Consider the following 20,557-nt stretch of genomic DNA (forward strand, 5'->3'; position numbering starts at 1 on the left):
ACCTCTACTCCTTTAACACCGCATTTATATAGATGGATGGATCAGCCAGTACATTCGCTGCATCCGTCATATATGGCATAAGCCACTCTGCACCGACACCGTATGCTACCGTAATGAGTACCAACATAATAGCTGGGAACATCATCTGGCGATACGTGCGTTGATCACGAACAGGCAACTCGTTCTTCTGAGGACCCCAAAATGCATAAATAAAAATTCGGATGACGGACAGTAGCACAACGAGGCTAGAAGCCAAAATAATGATACTGCCGATCACATGATCCGCTTCAAACGCACCTTTCGTGATGAGCACTTTCCCAATAAATCCACTCAACGGAGGAATACCAGCCAGACCAAACGCAGCGATTAAATAGGTCCAACCAAGCGTTGCATGGGTTTTAATTAAGCCGCCCATTTCCCGCAAGTTCGATGTGCCAGTTGCATAAATAATGATACCGATCAAGACAAACAATGCACCTTTGATCAACATATCATGAATCAAATAGTAGACCGCACCTTCTAGTCCAGACGTGTTCATTTGAGCTACGCCGAACAAGATAACACCTACTGCAATGATGATGTTGTAAATGATGATTTGTTTTAAATCGAAATACGCAAGGGCACCGATACAGCCAGCAATGATCGTTAGTAACGACAGGATCATTAGAAACTGATGCGTAAACCCGATGTCGTGTACGAAAAACAACGTATAAGTACGCGTGATCGCATAGACACCTACTTTAGTCAGTAAGGCACCGAACAATGCCAGAATCGGTATCGGTGGCGCAGCGTACGAATTGGGCAACCAGAAATACAAAGGGAAAATGGCTCCTTTAATTCCGAAAACGATTAAAAACAAAATCGCTATGACAGAAATGATTCCTGGTTGATTGATCTCGGCAATCTTTACCGAAATATCCGCCATATTCAATGTGCCGATGATCGAGTACAGATACGCTACCGTAACGACGAAGAGGGCAGATGAAATGACGTTTACCAATATGTATTTAATGGATTCCCGAAGTTGCCGTTTCTCGCCGCCCAGTACAATCAGCAAATAGGACGCGATCAGTAGCACTTCGAAAAATACGAACATATTGAAAATATCGCCTGTTGTGAAGGCGCCATTGATTCCTGTAATCATGAACAGAATCGCGGGATAGTAGAAAAATCTCTCTCTTTCTACACCAATGGATGAAAAGCTATAGATGACGACAAAAAATGTAATGATAATCGTCGTCGTGACGAGCAAGGCGGAGAACATATCCGACACCATCGTAATGCCGAATGGTGCAGGCCAGCTCCCAAGTGTCACGGTTTGGATTCCTTCTGTCTTCACTGTCGCGATAAGCCAAAAAGAAGCAACTAGACTGAGAGCCAATCCGATCAGTGTCAACACTCTCTGGATGACCACCTGCTCTTTGAAAAACAATAAGATCATCGCGAAAAAGAAAGGAATAATGATCGGAAATAAAAGAAGATTAATCATGTTCATCATTCCCTCTCAATTCATTCATATTATCTGTTTGGTGTACAGCATACATCCGATATGCCATGACAAGCATGACCGCCGTCACACCAAAACTGATGACGATCGCAGTTAAGATCAATGCTTGTGGTAGGGGATCTGCAAAATCAGTCACACCGTCGAGTACAACGGGAGCCGCGTTGCCTCCGAGTCCACCCATCGTTAGAATGAGTAAATGCGCACCATGACTGAGCAAACCAGTACCTAAAATCACTTTTAGTAAACTCCTCGATAATATCAAATAGACGGCTGCCGTAAATAATATACCGACGAGAATCGCAAGAATAAACTCCATCAGTCATCGCCTCCAATCGATTGAATAATCGTGATGGCGGAACCGACGACAACTAAGTACACTCCACTATCAAACAACATCGCTGTATGAAGAGACGTATGTCCGAACAGTGGTAAATCAAAATCACTGAATGCATGTGTGAAGAATGGCACATTAAAGAAAATGGAGCCCGCCGCTGTACCTAATGCAAGCAATAATCCGATCGCAGTCATGATCGTAAAGTTAAACGGTAGAATTTGTTGGATCGTACGTAAATCGAATGCCAACAACAACAGCACAATCGCCCCTGTTGTCAACAAGCCACCAACGAACCCTCCACCTGGTGCATAGTGACCCGCGAAAAAGATGTGGATGGAGAACAGGAAGATGATGAAAAACACTACTTTGGCTGTAGTTTGTAAAATAACATCATTTGTTTTCATCGTTCGGCTCCTTTCTCGATACACGCAAGCGAATCATGCCAAGTACCGCGATCCCTGCAATAGCGAGTACTGCGATCTCAAATAATGTATCAAATCCACGGTAATCTACTAGAATGACGTTGACGATATTTCCGCCAGCTGCTTCTGACTCGACCGTATCTTTATAGTATTGAGAAATCGAAGGGATCATTTTTTGTGAGTGGCTGGATAGGGCGACCAATGTCACCATCACACCTACACTCAATGAAACAATCAAGTTGACTACTTTATTGCGTTTTGTTTCCCCGTGCGTACTGAGTGCCGGCAAATGCTTGAATGCTAGCAAGAACAACGCAACGGATACTGTCTCGATTACAAGTTGCGTCAATGCTAAGTCTGGCGCTTTGAAGATGACGAAGAATAACGCGACGGAATACCCGACGCCGCCAAGCGCGATAATGGCAGCTAGACGAGACTTCGCAAACACAACAAATCCGACAGATAAAATTAACACGATCGCATTTAACGATCCGTATAATGTAATCGCTGTGAAACTATTCATATCGAGAACAAATGCGTCCTTGATGAACAAGATCGCGATGATCGTAACCGACATGAAGGCGAACATATACAATAAGTATGTCCGGATCTTGCCCGTCATATAAAGACGAGAAACCCGATTCAATCCTTTTTCACTTCCACGCATCAGCGCATCATAGCCATTATTCAGCGATAGCTTTTCAGGCTGGATACGATAAAACGGTTGCCATTTCGGAATGGTTAGATAGAGTAATGTACCGAATACGACCACACCGATTGTCAGCCATAAGCCAGCAGCCCCGAACCCATGCCATGCTTTGACATGAATATCAACAGCGGAAGGACTTGCGTACAATGTCGGTTGAATCGCCATCACAGCTGGTTTAATAATCCACTTACCAATGACATTCGGAATAAAGAACACAAGAATGACGATCGTTGCCAAAATCATAGGGGCAATTAGCATACCAATCGGTGCTTCATGCGGTTGTTTCGGCAATTGTTCAAACTTCTTCTGTCCAATAAATGTTTTTAACACAAAATACATACTGTACGTAAAGGTAAACACACTGGCAACCCACGCGACGATCGGGAACATAATGCCCCATGTATCGAAGTTGAATAATTCAAAGTGTCGAAGCGCTACCATAGATTCTAAAAACATTTCTTTACTTAAGAATCCACTGAACGGTGGCAAGCCAGCCATAGACAATGAACCGATTGCCGCTACGGTAAAGCTGATCGGCATGACGCTCATCAATCCACCAAGCTTACGAATATCTCTGGTACCGGTTTCATGATCAATAATCCCTGCAATCATGAAGAGGCCACCTTTAAATGCTGCGTGGTTAATTAAGTGGAAAATCGCCGCATACGTCGCGAAGCCAAATATGGCTGCGGTCGCATGATAGGAGATAGCACCTGCCCCAAGTAAAGACATAATTAAACCGAGTTGACTGACTGTTGAAAATGCTAAAATCGCTTTCAGATCCGTTTGCTTTACTGCGAAGAATGATCCCCAGAACAGCGTCAACAATCCGATTCCAGTGACCAGCCAAATCCATGTGGACGCAGAGCCGAAAATCGGCGTGAATCGTGCGACCAAATAAATACCCGCCTTTACCATCGTGGCAGAGTGTAAATACGCACTAACGGGTGTGGGCGCTTCCATTGCATCTGGTAACCAGATATAGAATGGGAATTGTGCCGACTTCGTAAAGGCACCTAGCAAGAGCAATACCAATGCCAGAGTGAAATACGGTTGATTCATCAGATCAGGAGCTTGGGCAATTAATTCCCGTACTGAGAAAGTTTCTCCCATGATGCTGAGTAAAATGAATGCCCCGAGCATCATTAATCCACCAAACACCGTAATCATCATCGATTTCAGTGCGCCAAAACGTGACTTGTCCTTCGTGTACCAAAAACCAATCAATAAGAAGGACGAAATGGACGTTAACTCCCAGAACAAATAGAGTGTCATCGTGTTGTCAGATTGCACAACTCCGAGCATAGCGGTCATGAAAATCAGTAAGTAGACATAAAAGCTGCCAAGATCTTCTTTCTCCCTATCCATGTAGAACACAGAGTACAATACAACTAACGAACCGATTCCGGTGATCAATAGCGTAAATAATAAACTAAGACCATCTATGTATGAAGTAAACGCAATTCCAAGTGAAGGAATCCATTTCATTTCAGAAATAGCATGACCACCATCCATGACTAGCGGTAAAAAGCTTACGTAATAGCTAAATAACACTAGTGGTACTAATAAAACAAACCAACCCGTATGTATTCCTTTAATTTTCTTATAAGCAAAAGGAACAAGTATCGCGAAGATTACAGGTAAAAAAATAAATAACACGAATTCCAAGAGAATCCTCCTTCCAACCATGTTCTTCACATATTCAAATTCCCGAGGCATAAGCGTGGGCGTATTTGTTAGTATAGCGTAAAACATTTCAAATTGCATAGACGACAGTTGACCGATTATTGCTTTATTCGACTTCCTTCTTATATTATTAGAAGGGTGAAAAATTATTTTTCGGAGGTATTATGAAAAATCCATATTTGTTCAGTTATTTACCATTTGTCACCGTGCTATTATTCAGTTTGACCTTTGGTGTCTACAGTGTAGGGGAGACACTGATTCTCTTTAAAGAAATCGGTCTCTATCAAGGTATGAGGGAGTTCTTATCAGATCTTCAATTGCGTATCTTTTTGCTGACAATGTATTCTTTAGTATTCTTCATGCTATTTGCGGCTTTAAAACTGATTGCTGTCACCATTCACGAAACGGCCTTATTATTTTTCCTGAAAGAAGAAGCCGATGCATCGTATAGCGCTTCAAAATCCGGTGTCGTCATTTATTTTATCGGTGCCATCGTTTCGGTAATCGGTATTCAATCGTGGAAGATGCTTGCATTGATCTTTCTCATCACTTCATTCGTCTACTTTGTGTATGTAGTCTACAAATTAAGTCCATTCATGCCACTGACACACACGGTAGGTTTGATTTTCTTCCAAATTATTATCTGGAGTGTCTTGGTGGCGGGACTAGTGTACATCATTTTCCGTCTATACAACGGGCTGCTCGCCAGTATTCCGTTAGCTAATCCAGTGAAATAAAATGAAAAGCCTTGCAGATCCGAAGTAAACGGACCTTGCAAGGCTTTTATGGTCGCATCGTCGAGGAAAATGCACGCAGGTGAATTTTTTGATCACGCAGAAGTGGAATGGGTGTCGGTCTGTCATATCCGATCCAAACAGCTGACGTATAACGGTCATTCATACCAATAGTCCACAAGTCTTTAAACGCATCGGTCGTTCCTGTTTTTGCCCCAGTATAGCGAGTGGTATAAGTAATTCCTTCACCTGAACCGTTGACGACCACTTCTTTCATCAACGACCGAATACTGTTGACTGTAGAAGGGGACCAAACGGCTTTTGACGTATCTTTCCATTTGTATAATACTTCGCCTTTACTATTCTTTACCGAGCGAATCGCGTGAGGCGTCAAGTACGTCCCATCGATAAAGCTTGTAGTCGCCTGGGCAAGCTCAAGCGGTGTGACACCTTTAGAAAATCCACCGAGCGCTGCAGGATAAGAACGATCAGCCGCCACGATGTGTTGGAAATGAAAAGGTGCTAAATGTGAGAAAGCTTCGTCAATCCCTACCCGTTGCAATAAACGTACCGCCGTCGAATTATAACTATTGCGGAATGCTTCCCGTACTGTAGTCGTACCAAATTGATAGTTGCCAAAGTTTTTCGGACAATAACCTGCAATACAAATATCGCTACTGTTGACGGGAGTATCCGCATGATACGGACCACTTTCAAAAAATGGTGCATAGACAAGCAAAGGCTTAATAGCGGATCCTGGTTGTCGAACCGCTTGATACGCGCGATGGAAGTCCGTTTTATTATAGCCCGAACCTGCATATAGACTGACGATTTCGCGCATGTCATTGTCGATCACAGCAGCTCCAGCCTGCACACCACCCGTTCCAATCAGTGCATTTAAACGATTTTCATCATGCTGTTGCTTGTTTGGATCAAGTGCCGTATCGATTGTCACGCCTTTACTGATCACTTCGCGCGTACGACGATTGATTTCATTTTGCCAGCGTTGACGTTCTTCTGGTGTTTTCGCTTTACTCATCGACACATCGAGCCTTTCTGTCTGCGCGATGAGCTCTTTTAATTCTTCTAATACGTATGAGCTGTACATAGGATAAAACTGCTCTTTTTTCTTGACGTTCAATTGAATAGGCAATGTACTGTACGCTTCAAATTGCTCTTCTGTAATAACTTGCTGGTCGCGCATAACTTGAAGAAGTCGTAGTTGACGTTCTTTTGTTTGATCGAAATGCTTGATTGGATTATAAAGCGAAGGATTGTTTGGAATGGCAGCCAAAAATGCGATTTCTGCCTCATGTAATTTTTCGAGAGGGCGACTGAAGTAATAGCTTGCCGCACCGCCGATTCCGTACACTTGATTGCCGAAATACATTTCATTCAAATACATTTCCAAAATTTCATCTTTTGACGATTGCTTCTCCAGTTCTGCTGCAAAGAAGAGTTCTTTAAACTTTCGTTCATACGTTTTCTCAGTCGATAAATAGCGCATCCGCACGACTTGCTGTGTAATAGTTGAAGCTCCTTGCTGTTTAGCGTCTGCCGCTGCGTTGATCGTGAAAGCTCGAATGATCGCCGCAATATCATAGCCCCGATGCTCATAAAATGTCCGGTCTTCACTTTTCAAAAACAACTGGCGCGTGAAAAACGTCATATCTTGCAAATTAATCGGCTGTCGCCATTCAGTATATTCTTCCGCAAATAAAGTCCCGTTACGGTCTTTCATTTGAATAGGGGAGATCATGGCTGGCACGTCCAACTGCACTGCATCACGAATAGAAGCATGCAATGTTTTCGCCTGCACGGTTTCTTCGTGGATTTGATTTTGGATAAATAATAATAGCGGAACGCAAGCAAGCGTGATTACTAATCCAATCGTTTGTTTCAACTTACTAGCCTCCCTGTACATTCGCATAGCTATAGAAAAATATAACATATACCGACAAGTGCCGCCTGAATCATAGGACATAAAAAGCCCCGCAACCGATTAACGGTTTGCGGGGCTAAGATTATGTGTGTTCGTCTGCTTCAACTTGCCGGTCTTCCAAGAAGTGTTCGAAATCCTGTGTAGGTCGTCGTACTGCTCTAGATAAGAACAAATAACCGACTATGAACAATGCACCCGTCACAATGAATACTGCAGGAATCCCGATATATCCACTAACAATCCCACCAAACATTGGCCCGATAATATTACCAAGGAAGCGGAAACTCGTGTTGTAACCCATTACTTCGCCTTGAACTTCCAGTGGCGCTTCTCGGCGGACAAGTGCTGTCGTCAGTGGAATCATACCACCTGTCGAGATACCAAATAAGAACCGCAGCAAGACCAGTTGCCAAAGTTCCGTAACGAACGCTTGCGGGATAATGAAGACGAACGACATGATCAGCAGTAATCCAAGAATTTTTTCATACCCGACATCGTCGCCAACCTTCCCCCAGTACCTGGCAAATAGTAAATTACCGAGTCCTGTAGCACTAAACGTCAACCCTGCAAGGAACGCTACATTCGTTGCAGCGTGAGTCAAATCCGCTACGTAAAGTGACAGCAACGGTTGAATGCTGAAATTCCCGACTTGGATCAACGTCGTGACGACCATGACGTTGAACATCAGACGGTGTTTGAATAATCCGCCCAAAATGACTTTCCGTGAATACTTCGCTACTTTTCGCACTTTGACACGCGCTTCTTCTTTAATCCCAAATAGCACAAGCAACGTCGCGATCAGTACGGAAACGGACGTGATGATGAAAGCATACTCAAAACCGAACGTATCAGCCATCAGACCACCAAGAACAGGTCCAAATAACATACCCGCAACCCCGCCCATTTGCAGCGTTCCGAGCATCTTACCTGCTTCCTCACGAGGCGTCTGAGATGAAATGAAAGCTAATGAGGTCGGTAAAAATCCTGTAACTAGACCCATTAGAAGTCTTAAGACGAAAAAGGTTTCTACGGAATTCACAAAGCCCATCAAAAAGACCGAAATTGTAATCCCGAAACCATTAATTAGCAAGATGGGCTTAAAGCCGAAACGATCTGCAAATCGTCCCCAAATAGGAGACATAATCAGCGCAGTAATAAACGTAGCACCAAATATTAATCCTGCCCATTTCTGGACGTATGCATCAGAATAATCCCCAAACGTTTCAATATATAACGACAGGAACGGCATAATCATCGTCATCGTCCCTGCTACAAGAAAGTTTGTGACCCAGATGATAATGAAATTTTTCTTATGTCGACTCAACGTTGAACCGCCTTCCTCCTGTAATGCTTAGATGGTACATAGTATAAAACAATTCGGCAGTCGAAGGAAACTTAGTGCCTACACCTGATGTGGAGTAGATTTTGGTGTTCCGCTGCCATTGAAGGACGTTTATTGGCTTATGGGATTCAAAAGTAGAGGAAACGCAGAGGGTTATGAGCGGTTGAGTGGCATGATTGATCGCATAACCCGTAAGTATGAGCGGATACGGATCAAGATAGAGCAGTTATCTCTCGCTATAGAGCGGCTACGCAACAACTATGATCGCTCACACGAATTAATGAGCGCGGCAGCAATTGCCCACTAGATACGGTAGGGCAATGAGCGGTTGAGTGGCATGACTGATCGCATAACCCGTAAGTATGAGCGGATACGGATCAAGGTAGAGCAGTTATCTCTCGCCATAGAGCGGATAGGCGCGAACTATGATCGCTCACACGAATGAATGAGCGAACACGCAACTACGTCTCCCGCAGCTAGATGAACATTGTCCTCTCCTCATATTGCGCTTTTTCTCAGCACAATAAACATTGTCAACTAACTGTCACAGTTACAATTATCGAATTTTGGTATCATATATGATAGACTGTTTTCATATACAAAACACGCATCAAAATGAATATGCACGTAAATCTGAGGAGGAATATCATGTATCCACAACTATCGACTGAAGTAGCAGAAAACGAAGCACTAGTAACGATGAACACAACAATGGGGCCAATCAAAATCAAGCTTTTTAAAGAGCAAGTTCCAAAAACAGTAGAAAACTTCTTGACTCACGCAGAAAACGGCTATTACGACGGGATTATTTTCCACCGCGTTATACCTGAATTCATGATTCAAGGTGGAGATCCAACAGGAACGGGAATGGGTGGAGAAAGTATCTACGGCAACACATTCCAAGATGAGTTTACAATGGATCTATTCAACTTACGTGGTGCTCTTTCTATGGCAAACGCTGGACCGAATACAAACGGTAGCCAATTCTTCATCGTACAAGCATCTTCACTTGCTGGCGCTTCAGCGTCACAATTGAAAAAAGGTGGATGGCCTGAAGAAATTGCAGATGCATATGAAGCAAACGGTGGAACGCCACACTTGGATCAGAAGCACTCTGTATTTGGTCAAGTACTAGAAGGAATGGACGTTGTGGACAAAATTGCGAATGCAAAAGCTAACCGTGATAACAAGCCTAAAGAAGAGATTAAAATTGAATCAATCGAAATTATCCAAAAGTAATCGGATTTGATTCGTAGGGGGAAACTAGCATGGACTTCGTTCTATTGATGCCGTTTCTTTATTTTCCTGAAGATAAATCAGAATACATCCCAGCAGCAATCTCTTTCGTCGTCTTTATGACGATAATGCTGTTCGTATTTCGTTGGATTATTAAGAAATCTAAACGGCAGGAAGAAGAAACGAAAGAGCTGGAACAACGTATTTTAAAAGAGCGACAACAACATAAAAATCCAGGACATCCCATCGATTGATCGGGATGTTCTTTTTTAATCTGTCGGATTCGTAAACTGTCAAAATATCTCTAACTGTTTTCTTACAACCTGTTGTGCTATCATTAAAAGAAAATACAAATCAGGTGAAGAATCATGCAAACCATTGAAATGAATAAAAAAGCAGTCTCACTTCTTAAACAATGGGATCCATTCCAAGAAGGGGAATATGCAGATGGTGCGGAAATCGCTGAAATCGTGACGAAGCTTCAATATGTAGATCATCCAGCAGACTTGGCTAAATATATTCGTGATGTCTATGAGCACACCCATGAAATTTGGATACCTCTAGAGAACTGTATGGACATATCCTATAAACTGATTGCTGTTAAATATGAAGCTAAATCAATCGTTCAATATTAAATGCTTCACGCCATCTATTCGGATGGCTCTTTTTTGTTCAAAACTTTGAAATATGGTATACTATGAAGCGGCCTTAGTGGCAGACTAGATACTACTTTAGATTGGGAGCTGTTTTGCATGTCTCACAAATTTGCAGTAGGAGATGAGCTGACCGGAAAAGTTACCGGAATACAGCCGTACGGTGCGTTTGTGGCGCTGGATGCTTCAACGCAAGGTTTAGTGCACATCTCTGAAATCACGTATGGATTCGTTAAAGACATTCATGAATTTTTGGAAGTTGGGCAAGAAGTTCACGTCAAAGTATTGGATGTGGATGAAGGAGCTAGTAAAATCAGCTTATCGATCCGTGCATTACAAGAGCCACCAAGTTCTTACCTGAATCACTCCCGTTCACGTCAATCATTGCAAGAACGTGTAGATCAGCAAGATGCAGATGGCTTTAATTCACTGAAAGATAAACTACAGGGCTGGATTGAACAATCCGGACGTTAATAAAAGGACTGTCGCAGAAGTGGTTATGACTTCTGCGACAGTCCTTTTTTGCTTTTAAAATAGACATACTGTCGTTTAATCTCTAAGGTATTGGGAGATTGCTTTTTGCTTGTACTTCTAGGTTTTATCGTAGTTTTTAGAAGCTGAAACGTTGAATGGATGGCAACTATCAGAAGATCAACAGAGTTTTACCATGTACTCATTCCTTCATCTTTCTTAACCGGTATTGTAAGTTCTGTCTACTCATGCCAAGAGAGCTGGCGGTTTTCGTAATGTTGTGATCATGCAACTTCATGGCTTTTTGAAGATAATATCTTTCGGCTTCTCGTAAATACTGATCAAACGGCAACAGTTTTGAATCGCTCTGTACAACAAAGTCTTTTGGTTTTGAAGCGTCATTCGCGATGGACTCCACCTTCATCTTAAATTGCAAAGGCAACATATCAAATGTCAGCGTATCTTCTGTTGTACGCATAGATGAAACCTCATCGAGAAGTAGCTCGAGCTCTCGCAAATTCCCAGGCCAGCCGTACGCATGAAGTGATTCTCTCACTTTGTCATCGATTTTCGTCAATCCTGTTCCTAGCGACTCTATTCTAATCTGTAAATACGATTCTGCAAAAGGGATAATATCTTCTGGACGCTTCCTAAGGGGAGGGATCCTAATGGCGAAGGATGCGAAGAAGTAATAGAGTTCCTTTAGCAATGTTCCAGAAGCGATAAGCTCGACAGGGTCATCCCCGATACTCGCAATGAATTGATGGGCGGGTGTTTTCTGCAAGACATATAGGAGAGCTTGTTGCAAAGAAATGGATATACTATCGATTCGTTCGCAAAATAACGTCATAGGTGGTTGCTGTTGTAAAGTTTCTTCGAGTTGCTGGATGATCTCTGTATCAGCATGGAGACAATGGAATGTGTGGAATATTCGCTCGTTGTCTACAGACCCATAGTGGATCGCTTCGGCAAGATTATCCTTTCCTACTCCCGTTTCCCCAATTAATAAAACGGGCAAGCCGGCCGCTGCTGCTTTTTCAGCAGTGGAAATGACCGACTTCATAGCAGATGAATGAGCGGTGAGTTGATTAAATGTAATCGGTCCGCGATTTTTACGTAGTGGTTGCAAAACGAATTTTTCCAATGCCGTAATATCTTGAGCGAACTCAATCGCCCCGATTAATTCCTGCTGTTCATAAATAGGGTAAGTGTCGTTCATCGTCGTGATTTCTACTTTATTCGTATTCCAGTATCTCTGCTTCACACGCAATTGGGGTTCTCCACTTTGCAATACTTTCAATAACGTACTCTCATTTTTATCAAAGTTAAATAGCTCCAAAATAGAATGCTCTTTTATATCTTCAAGATTTAATCCTTCGATTTCCTTCATTTTACGATTATAGACAATGGTTCTTCCAAAATGATCCACAGCGTGTATACCGATATTTGCATGATCCACTGCAAACTGATTGCATCTATTCAATAAATTTTCGTGTGTATTTATTTGAATCACCTTCCTAACATAAGTACGTATCAAATTTCAGTTGCTAAATTAGTAGAATTTAAAAATAATTACATCAAAACACTTGCAATGTGCAACGTTTTCTTGCATCATTATAAATGTAAACGCTACCAAACGCAAATATATTTTGCGCCCTAATTATAAAGGAGGATTTGATTCCAAATGATTCCATACAAACATGAACCATTCACAGATTTTACAGTTAAAGAAAACCAGAGAGCATATGAAGAAGGCTTTAAAATCGTAGAAAGCTATATTGGGCAAGATTATCCGCTAATTATCGGCGGTGAACGCATAATGACAGATAAGAAGTTAGCATCCACTAACCCTTCCGATAAAAAAGAGATTATCGGTAACGTCTCGCAAGCTAGTCGTGATCTAGCAGAACAAGCGATGAGTACTGCAAAAGAAACATTCGAAACGTGGAGAAAAGTTAAGCCGGAATTTCGCGCTGATGTATTATTCAAGGCAGCTGCAATCGTTAGACGCCGCAAGTTTGAGTTTTCTGCTTTGCTTACGAAAGAAGCAGGCAAGCCTTGGAATGAAGCGGATGCAGATGTCGCTGAAGGAATCGACTTTATGGAATATTATGCACGCCAGATGCTTACACTAAAAGAGGGTATGCATGTGGAGAGTAGACCGGGAGAGTATAACCGATTCGATTATGTACCACTGGGTGTAGGTGTAGTCATTTCACCATGGAATTTTGCGTTTGCGATCATGGCGGGAACAACGGTAGGTGCACTTGTAACAGGAAACACCGTGCTGTTGAAACCAGCATCTACAGCAACAGTTGTTGCGTATAAGTTTATCGAAGTCCTTGAAGAAGCAGGCATGCCAACGGGTGTCGTCAACTTCATCCCAGGATCAGGTTCTGAGATTGGTGACTACTTGGTTGACCATAAAGATACTCGTTTCGTTTCATTCACAGGTTCACGTGAAGTAGGTACACGTATTTTTGAACGCGCAGCAAAAGTACATGACGGTCAAATTTGGCTGAAACGTGTAATTGCAGAAATGGGCGGTAAAGATACAATTGTTGTCGATAATGAAGCAGATTTGGAATTGGCTGCGCAATCTATCGTTTCCTCATCATTTGGATTCAGTGGTCAAAAGTGTTCAGCGTGTTCTCGCGCCATCATTCATGAAGATGTCTACGATGAAGTGGTAAAGCGTGTAGAAGAAATCACGAAGACATACAACTGGGGCGATCCAATCGATGGGAAAAACACAGCCGGTCCAGTTATTGATCAGGCTGCATTCGATAAAATCATGGATTATATTGAAATTGGTAAGCAAGAGGGACGTCTTATTGCAGGTGGAACTGGCGACGATTCAAAAGGTTATTTCATAGCGCCAACTGTATTCGCAGACGTAGATCCAAATGCACGTATTTCTCAAGAAGAAATCTTTGGTCCGGTTGTGGCACTTTCAAAAGCTTCATCATTTACAGAAGCGATTAAATTTGCGAACGATACAGACTACGGCCTAACAGGTGCGGTCATCACAAAGAACCGTCACCATATTGAGCAAGCTCGTGAAGACTTCCATGTAGGAAATCTGTATTTCAATAGAGGTTGTACAGGCGCTATCGTTGGCTACCAGCCATTTGGCGGTTTCAATATGTCCGGTACCGATTCAAAAGCTGGCGGACCTGATTACTTGCAGTTGCATATGCAAGGAAAAACTACATCAGAGATGCTGTAAAACGTTGAAGTGAATTTGAAGGAGTGAACGGATATGACGAAAACGACGAATGTTATTGAAAAAACAAAAAAATACGGTGCGAATAACTATAATCCGCTACCGATTGTAATTTCTGAAGCGGAAGGTGTCTGGGTAACAGATCCTGAAGGCAATAAGTATATGGATATGTTGGCTGCCTACTCGGCACTCAACCAAGGACACCGCCATCCGAAAATCATTCAAGCGCTGAAGGATCAAGCCGATCGTGTCACGCTAACGTCACGTGCATTCCATAATGACCAATTGGGTCCGTGGTATGAAAAGATGGCAGAGCTTTCAGGTAAAAACATGGTATTACCGATGAACACAGGTGCAGAGGCAGTGGAGACTGCTTTGAAAGCAGCAAGACGCTGGGCGTATGACGTGAAAGGTGTAGCGGGCAATCATGCAGAAATCATTGCATGTGTAGGAAACTTCCACGGCCGTACACTGGGTGCGGTTTCATTGTCATCTGATCCAGAATATAAAAAAGGATTTGGTCCATTGCTACCGGGGATCAAATTAGTAGAGTACGGGGATATCGAGGCATTGAAAGCGGCTATTACTTCAAATACTGCTGCATTCCTGATTGAACCGATCCAAGGTGAAGCTGGAATCATCATTCCTCCAGAAGGATTCATGAAGGAAGCATCCGAACTATGTAAAAAAGAAAACATTCTCTTTATTGCTGATGAAATTCAAGCAGGACTCTGTCGAACAGGGGAAATGTTTGCATGTCAATATGATGGTGTCACACCGGATATGTATATCCTTGGAAAGGCACTGGGTGGAGGAGTATTCCCAATTTCCTGTGTACTTGCGAATGATGATATCCTAGGCGTATTCAATCCAGGATCTCACGGATCTACATTTGGTGGAAATCCAATGGCATGCGCAGTATCCATAGCGGCACTTGAGGTGTTGGAAGACGAGGAGCTTGCGAAGCAATCCAAAGAATTAGGAAACTATTTCATGGATGAATTGAAGAAACTAACACATCCTTCAATAAAGGAAGTGCGTGGACGCGGATTGTTTATTGGAATGGAATTGACAGAAGAAGCACGTCCGTATTGCGAAGAATTAAAAGACCTTGGTTTATTATGTAAAGAAACACATGATACCGTAATTCGTTTCGCTCCTCCCTTGATCATCACGAAAGAGGAGTTAGACTGGGCATTGGATAAGATTCGCACAGTATTTAACAAGTAAGTAATACCTTGCCGCCAAGCTTTTTATCAAACGAAAAAATTCGGAAAAGATTTGGAATCGATGTGTGGATGTTTGACAATGCTCGTGTTATAATGTGTCCGTGAAAGACAATAACAAACAAAGAGGCGAGCCATACAATGACAGAAAACCTGAATCTATTTACGTCTACACAAGTTGTTATAAAAGAAGCACTTGAAAAGCTAGGCTATGATGAAGGAATGTATGAACTATTGAAAGAACCACTTCTTATGGTAGAAGTGCGTATTCCTATCCGTATGGACGATGGAAAAGTAAAAGTATTTACAGGATACCGCGGACAACACAATGATGCAGTTGGACCCACAAAAGGTGGAATTCGTTTCCATCCTAACGTAAGTGCTGATGAAGTGAAGGCGCTTTCTATGTGGATGACACTTAAAGCAGGAATTGTAGACTTGCCATATGGCGGTGCTAAAGGCGGTATCATATGCGATCCGCGAGAAATGTCGATGGGTGAATTAGAACGTTTGAGCCGTGGCTATGTGCGTGCACTTAGTCAGGTAATGGGACCTGCAAAGGATATTCCTGCACCGGACGTCTTTACGAATTCACAAATCATGGCATGGATGATGGATGAATATAGTAAGATAGATGAATTCAACTCACCTGGTTTCATTACAGGCAAGCCAGTTGTACTTGGTGGTTCACACGGCCGCGAGCGTGCAACAGCTGAGGGTGTAACGATAATTATTAATGAAGCGGCGAAACGTCGTAATATTGATATGAAGGGTGCACGCGTAATCATTCAAGGATTCGGTAACGCGGGAAGCTTCCTATCTAAGTTTTTACATGATTCAGGTGCGAAAGTAATCGGGATTTCCGATGCATACGGTGCATTGTATGACCCTGATGGTTTAGATATCGACTATCTACTAGATCGTCGTGACAGTTTCGGAACAGTTACTACACTATTCGACAATACGCTAACAAACGCGGAACTTCTCGAAATGGAATGTGATATTCTAGTTCCAGCTGCTATCGAAAATCAGATCACTGAAAAAAATGCTCATAATATTAAAGCGAACATCGTAGTGGAAGCAGCTAACGGTCCAACTACTTCGGAAGCTACAAAAATCCTAACAGATCGCGGTATTCTACTAGTGCCTGATGTATTGGCTAGTGCTGGTGGCGTAACTGTATCGTATTTCGAATGGGTTCAGAATAATATGGGGTATTACTGGTCTGAAGAAGAAGTACGTGAAAAAATGACAGCGAAAATGGTTCTGGCATTTGAAAATGTATATAACGTATCGTCTACACGTAATATCGATATGCGTTTAGCGGCATATATGGTTGGTGTACGTAAAACAGCGGAAGCAAGCCGTTTCCGTGGCTGGGTATAATAATAATAGTAATAATAAAAGGCATCTCCTCGAGTGTGAGGAGATGCCTTTTATATTTGTTCGATAGATGAAGCGGATCGAATTTCTTCTGTTGATTTCGGCTCCTCTTCCCTGCGCCAATACGTAAAGAGAACTTGTAACGCCACGAGACCAGACAAACCGATGACGATATAAAGAAAGCGTGCTAGTGGTTGATAGGCGCCTTCTGTCAGTTGAGCAATGACATCGAAACGGAAAATCCCGACAACTCCCCAGTTTAATGCACCGATAAGTGCGATCGCTAACGTAACTTTTTGTAAAGTTTCCATTTTATCTCCTCCTACAAAAAGTATATCCTGTTTTCAGAACACTATACTTGCATCGTAAATACATCTTTTTCATAATAGGGAGTAGGAAGAAGGAGGCGTACGATTTGGATAATTTTATTTTCAACAATCCGACAAAATTAATTTTCGGCACAGATCAATTGCAACATTTACCAAAAGAACTTGAAACATTCGGTAAAAAGGTTTTGCTTGTATATGGTGGCGGCAGTATTAAGCGCAATGGCCTATATGATGAAATAACGAAATTGTTGAACGACAATGATTTTGAAGTAGTAGACATGCCTGGTGTTGAACCGAACCCACGACTGTCGACAGCTAAAAGAGGAGCGGAGCTTTGTAAAGAGCATAATATCGATGTGATTCTTGCAGCTGGTGGTGGGTCTGTAATTGACTGTACTAAGTTGATTGCTTCCGCAGCGAAATACGACGGTGACCCTTGGGATTTCGTAACAGGTAAAGCAACACCTAAAGAGGCACTTCCATTTGGCACGGTGCTAACGATCACTGCAACTAGTTCAGAAATGAATGCAGGTTCTGTTATTACGAATGAAGAAACACAAGAAAAATATGGCTGGGGTGGACCGTTAAGCTATCCAAAGTTCTCTATATTGGATCCTAAATACACATTGTCCGTGCCACTTGATCAAACAGTGAATGGTATTGTGGATACGATGTCCCATATCTTCGAGCAATATTTCCATACGGCAAACAATGCTTCGTTACAGGATGAAATATGTGAAGCGGCATTACGTTCCGTTATGAAAACTGGGGAGCAACTCGTGAAAGATCCTGAGAACATAGAGCTTCGCGAGTCTATGATGTTTGCAGGGGTTTGGGGATTAAACGGTTTCCTATCAATGGGTACAAGAGGAGACTGGGGTACGCATAATATCGAACACGCGGTATCTGCCGTCTACGATATACCTCACGCTGGCGGTTTAGCAATTTTATTCCCGCACTGGATGAAGCAAACATTCCCGAAAAATCCACAACGTTTTGTTCAATTGGCTGTTAATGTGTTCGGAGTAGATCCAGCTGATAAGACGGATGAAGAAGTGGCTATGGAAGGAATCGACCGTTTGAGTGCTTACTGGAAGAAGATTGGCGCACCCGTCACGCTGGCGGATTATGATATTGATGACTCTAAATTAGAGTTAATGGCAGAAAAAGCAGCTGTGAATGGTCCGGTCGGTGGGTTTGCTAAGCTATCTGAGGATGAAGTGCTATCTTTATTGAAAGCTAGCTTGTGATTTCTATAGTTCTATGTAATTTGAATAAATAAAAAGACTGAAAACAAAGCCTGCGAGCGGGTTTGCTTTCAGTTTATAACGTCAGGTCACGTGGACTTGGCGTTTTTTTTATGGATAAATTACGAGTTCCACCGATTCTACATAGGAGAGTGTAGTGAGTTCAATATAGAGTGAAGAGGTAGATTTTTTTGGATGTGCCATAAGTTTGAATTGCAATTCGTGATGGTATTGATGTTCTGGTGTCTGGAATTGTCTGATACGCATATGGTCAATTTCCATATGCTCTTCTTTCAAGTACTTTACGAGATCGTCAATTTTAGACTTTTGAGTAATGATAATCGTACAATTCGCTTCCTTAGTACGCAATCGTTTAGGACCGAACTTGCCCAATAAAGGGGCTATTAGCTCAATAACAATCATAACGCTAACTACAGTGAAAAATGCTTCGATGTAGAAACCTGCACCTACGGCGATGCCAATACCCGCTGCACCCCAAATCATCGCGGCCGTAGTAAGCCCCGTAATATTATCATTATCTCTGCGCAATATAGCCCCGGCGCCAAGGAAACCGATACCGCTGACAATTTGTGCGGATAGCCGCAAAGGGTCCATTGTAATATTGATATCATTGCGAGAGGGGACTAAGTAAGCTGCTTCCATTGAGATAATTGTCAACAGACAACTGAAGGTGGCAATGACTGCGCTTGTTTTCAGACCAATAGGCTTTTTCTTGATTTCTCGCTCTACACCAATAATGATACTAAGTACGAGTGCAATACTGATTTTAATTAATGCTTCTCCATTAAAGGAATCGGCAAGTAATGTGAACATAAATTATCCTCCTTTACTTACAAAATAGGAAGATTACCTATATACTCTCTTTTATACGGCAATCGACTTGTACTGGCCTCTTCTTCTATTGTAATGGGAAGAGAGATAGAAAGAGAAGTGATATTTTGAATAAACCGTCAATTCATCCCTACATACCGATTGCGATTGGTGTCCTCACTGTTGGACTGTCTGCAATCTTTGTAAAGATGGCTACTGCCGATGCAGGAGTCATCGCCTTTTATCGTATGTTCTTTTCGGCCGTCATTATGCTTCCGTTGTTTTTAATTTCCTATCGTAGCGAACTTACTTCATTAACAAAAAAGGATTGGCTGTTTACCGCAAGTTCAGGAATATTTCTTGCTATCCATTTTATACTGTGGTTTGAATCGCTCAACTACACTTCAGTCGCTAGCTCCACCGTGTTAGTAACGCTACAACCAATATTTGCATTAGCCGGTACAGCACTGTTCTTTAAAGAAATCATCACAGGCAAAATGTTGACTGCTGTTATCGTTGCATTAACAGGGAGCTTCATTATTAGTTGGGGAGATTTTCAAGTAAGCGGAGCTGCATTATTTGGGGATTTACTTGCATTGCTCGCTTGTGCATTCGTTACAGCATATTTATTAATTGGCCAGAATGTACGCAAAAGAATATCACTCGTGACGTACACTTTTCTTGTGTATTCTATAAGTTCGGTAACTCTCTTTTTCTATGTGCTTCTCACGCAAGAGCCTTTCTTCGGATATCCCGCAGCGGATTGGGGATGGTTTTTAGCTCTGGCGATCTTGCCAAATCTATTAGGGCATACGTTATTTAACTGGGCAGTCAAATGGGTGAGCACAAATGTTGTGTCGATCGCCATCTTGTTTGAACCGGTACTCGCTTCCATAGCCGCATATTTCGTGTTGCACGAAAAAATAACTTCTCTTCAATTAGGAGGCGCAATCGTTGTCCTGGCAGGGGTTTTGCTGTTTGTCATTGATGTAAAAGCAATAAATAAAAAACTATTTACGAAAAACACTTGATTTCTCTATACGATCTATTGTATATTAGTTCTTGTCGCTTCGGACGTAATCGAGAACAACGAAAACAAAGAAAAATTTCTTTTAAAAAGTTGTTGACTTCGATAAGCGACGAGTGTAATATAGAGAAGTCGCTTTTATACGACTGACAAACACGAACCTTGAAAACTGAACAGCAAAACGTTAACGAAATACAGTTTGTGCACCTAACGGTGACACAAACAAAATGAGTATCTTAATTGATGCCAGCA

General features: G+C 42.2%; 19 protein-coding genes. 10 read left to right on the plus strand and 9 right to left on the minus strand.

Translation table 11 applies throughout. From position 1 onward, the window contains the following. Positions 1–4 precede the first annotated feature (4 nt). From CSV68_RS09315 to CSV68_RS09330, 4 genes are read right to left on the minus strand one after another with little or no spacing between them, the layout of a single operon-like run. The gene (locus CSV68_RS09315; protein ID WP_099661981.1) at positions 5–1,489 is read right to left on the minus strand and encodes a Na+/H+ antiporter subunit D; all 1,485 of its coding nucleotides are present in this window, start codon (positions 1,487–1,489) and stop codon (positions 5–7) included. After that, complete coding sequence (locus tag CSV68_RS09320) at positions 1,482–1,823, minus strand: Na(+)/H(+) antiporter subunit C (RefSeq protein ID WP_099661982.1); 342 nt, start codon at positions 1,821–1,823, stop codon at positions 1,482–1,484. Before CSV68_RS09320 ends, CSV68_RS09315 begins: the two co-directional genes overlap by 8 nt. Then, the gene (locus CSV68_RS09325) at positions 1,823–2,245 is read right to left on the minus strand and encodes a Na(+)/H(+) antiporter subunit B (protein ID WP_029054412.1); all 423 of its coding nucleotides are present in this window, start codon (positions 2,243–2,245) and stop codon (positions 1,823–1,825) included. The genes CSV68_RS09320 and CSV68_RS09325 overlap by 1 nt, the downstream gene beginning before the upstream one ends. Then, on the minus strand, positions 2,232–4,640 hold the full coding sequence (locus tag CSV68_RS09330) for a Na+/H+ antiporter subunit A (RefSeq protein WP_099634496.1): 2,409 nt from the start codon (positions 4,638–4,640) through the stop codon (positions 2,232–2,234). Before CSV68_RS09330 ends, CSV68_RS09325 begins: the two co-directional genes overlap by 14 nt. Positions 4,641–4,822: 182 nt before the next feature. Between CSV68_RS09330 and CSV68_RS09335 the strand changes: the two genes are divergently transcribed. Further along, positions 4,823–5,395 carry a DUF5366 family protein gene (locus CSV68_RS09335; RefSeq protein ID WP_099634495.1) on the plus strand — a complete coding sequence of 191 codons (573 nt, stop codon included), beginning with the start codon at positions 4,823–4,825 and terminating at the stop codon, positions 5,393–5,395. Between the two features lie 46 nt (positions 5,396–5,441). Here CSV68_RS09335 and CSV68_RS09340 read toward each other — a convergent pair whose 3' ends face one another. Together CSV68_RS09340 and CSV68_RS09345 are read right to left on the minus strand one after the other, a co-directional pair. Beyond that, positions 5,442–7,295, minus strand: a complete 1,854-nt coding sequence (locus CSV68_RS09340) for a transglycosylase domain-containing protein (RefSeq protein ID WP_233192896.1) — start codon at positions 7,293–7,295, stop codon at positions 5,442–5,444. Between the two features lie 121 nt (positions 7,296–7,416). Further along, on the minus strand, positions 7,417–8,658 hold the full coding sequence (locus CSV68_RS09345; RefSeq protein WP_099634494.1) for an MFS transporter: 1,242 nt from the start codon (positions 8,656–8,658) through the stop codon (positions 7,417–7,419). A gap of 666 nt (positions 8,659–9,324) precedes the next feature. On the opposite strand from CSV68_RS09345, the gene CSV68_RS09350 reads away from it, so the two are divergent. The 4 genes from CSV68_RS09350 to yugI all read left to right on the plus strand — a co-directional run bounded on the left by CSV68_RS09350 (position 9,325) and on the right by yugI (position 11,039). Next, on the plus strand, positions 9,325–9,915 hold the full coding sequence (locus tag CSV68_RS09350) for a peptidylprolyl isomerase (RefSeq protein ID WP_099635633.1): 591 nt from the start codon (positions 9,325–9,327) through the stop codon (positions 9,913–9,915). 29 nt (positions 9,916–9,944) lie between these two features. Further along, entirely contained in the window at positions 9,945–10,166 is a 222-nt protein-coding gene (locus CSV68_RS09355; RefSeq protein ID WP_099635632.1) for a hypothetical protein, read from the plus strand. 114 nt (positions 10,167–10,280) lie between these two features. Beyond that, the gene (locus CSV68_RS09360) at positions 10,281–10,547 is read left to right on the plus strand and encodes a DUF1871 family protein (protein ID WP_099635631.1); all 267 of its coding nucleotides are present in this window, start codon (positions 10,281–10,283) and stop codon (positions 10,545–10,547) included. A gap of 117 nt (positions 10,548–10,664) precedes the next feature. Further along, a complete protein-coding gene (gene yugI, locus CSV68_RS09365) occupies positions 10,665–11,039 on the plus strand; it encodes a S1 domain-containing post-transcriptional regulator GSP13 (RefSeq protein ID WP_029054404.1) in 375 nt (124 codons plus the stop codon). A 199-nt stretch (positions 11,040–11,238) separates the two neighbouring features. Here yugI and CSV68_RS09370 read toward each other — a convergent pair whose 3' ends face one another. Beyond that, the gene (locus tag CSV68_RS09370; protein ID WP_233192897.1) at positions 11,239–12,549 is read right to left on the minus strand and encodes a sigma 54-interacting transcriptional regulator; all 1,311 of its coding nucleotides are present in this window, start codon (positions 12,547–12,549) and stop codon (positions 11,239–11,241) included. 171 nt (positions 12,550–12,720) lie between these two features. Between CSV68_RS09370 and pruA the strand changes: the two genes are divergently transcribed. From pruA to CSV68_RS09385, 3 genes are all read left to right on the plus strand, one after another. Next, complete coding sequence (pruA, locus tag CSV68_RS09375) at positions 12,721–14,265, plus strand: L-glutamate gamma-semialdehyde dehydrogenase (RefSeq protein WP_099635630.1); 1,545 nt, start codon at positions 12,721–12,723, stop codon at positions 14,263–14,265. Positions 14,266–14,298: 33 nt separating this feature from the next. Beyond that, entirely contained in the window at positions 14,299–15,492 is a 1,194-nt protein-coding gene (locus CSV68_RS09380; protein ID WP_099635629.1) for an ornithine--oxo-acid transaminase, read from the plus strand. 137 nt (positions 15,493–15,629) lie between these two features. Then, a complete protein-coding gene (locus CSV68_RS09385; RefSeq protein ID WP_099635628.1) occupies positions 15,630–16,874 on the plus strand; it encodes a Glu/Leu/Phe/Val family dehydrogenase in 1,245 nt (414 codons plus the stop codon). A 50-nt stretch (positions 16,875–16,924) separates the two neighbouring features. On the opposite strand, the gene CSV68_RS09390 is transcribed toward CSV68_RS09385, so the two are convergent. Further along, a complete protein-coding gene (locus CSV68_RS09390; RefSeq protein WP_099661983.1) occupies positions 16,925–17,182 on the minus strand; it encodes a DUF378 domain-containing protein in 258 nt (85 codons plus the stop codon). A gap of 104 nt (positions 17,183–17,286) precedes the next feature. On the opposite strand from CSV68_RS09390, the gene CSV68_RS09395 reads away from it, so the two are divergent. Continuing rightward, a complete protein-coding gene (locus CSV68_RS09395; RefSeq protein WP_099661984.1) occupies positions 17,287–18,450 on the plus strand; it encodes an iron-containing alcohol dehydrogenase in 1,164 nt (387 codons plus the stop codon). A 108-nt stretch (positions 18,451–18,558) separates the two neighbouring features. Here CSV68_RS09395 and CSV68_RS09400 read toward each other — a convergent pair whose 3' ends face one another. Next, positions 18,559–19,281 carry an MgtC/SapB family protein gene (locus CSV68_RS09400; RefSeq protein WP_099635625.1) on the minus strand — a complete coding sequence of 241 codons (723 nt, stop codon included), beginning with the start codon at positions 19,279–19,281 and terminating at the stop codon, positions 18,559–18,561. Positions 19,282–19,406: 125 nt separating this feature from the next. On the opposite strand from CSV68_RS09400, the gene CSV68_RS09405 reads away from it, so the two are divergent. Then, positions 19,407–20,309, plus strand: coding sequence for a DMT family transporter (locus tag CSV68_RS09405; protein WP_099635624.1), 903 nt, complete (start codon positions 19,407–19,409; stop codon positions 20,307–20,309). Positions 20,310–20,557 lie beyond the last annotated feature (248 nt).

Source organism: Sporosarcina sp. P29 (assembly GCF_002743265.1).
GTDB lineage: Bacteria > Bacillota > Bacilli > Bacillales_A > Planococcaceae > Sporosarcina.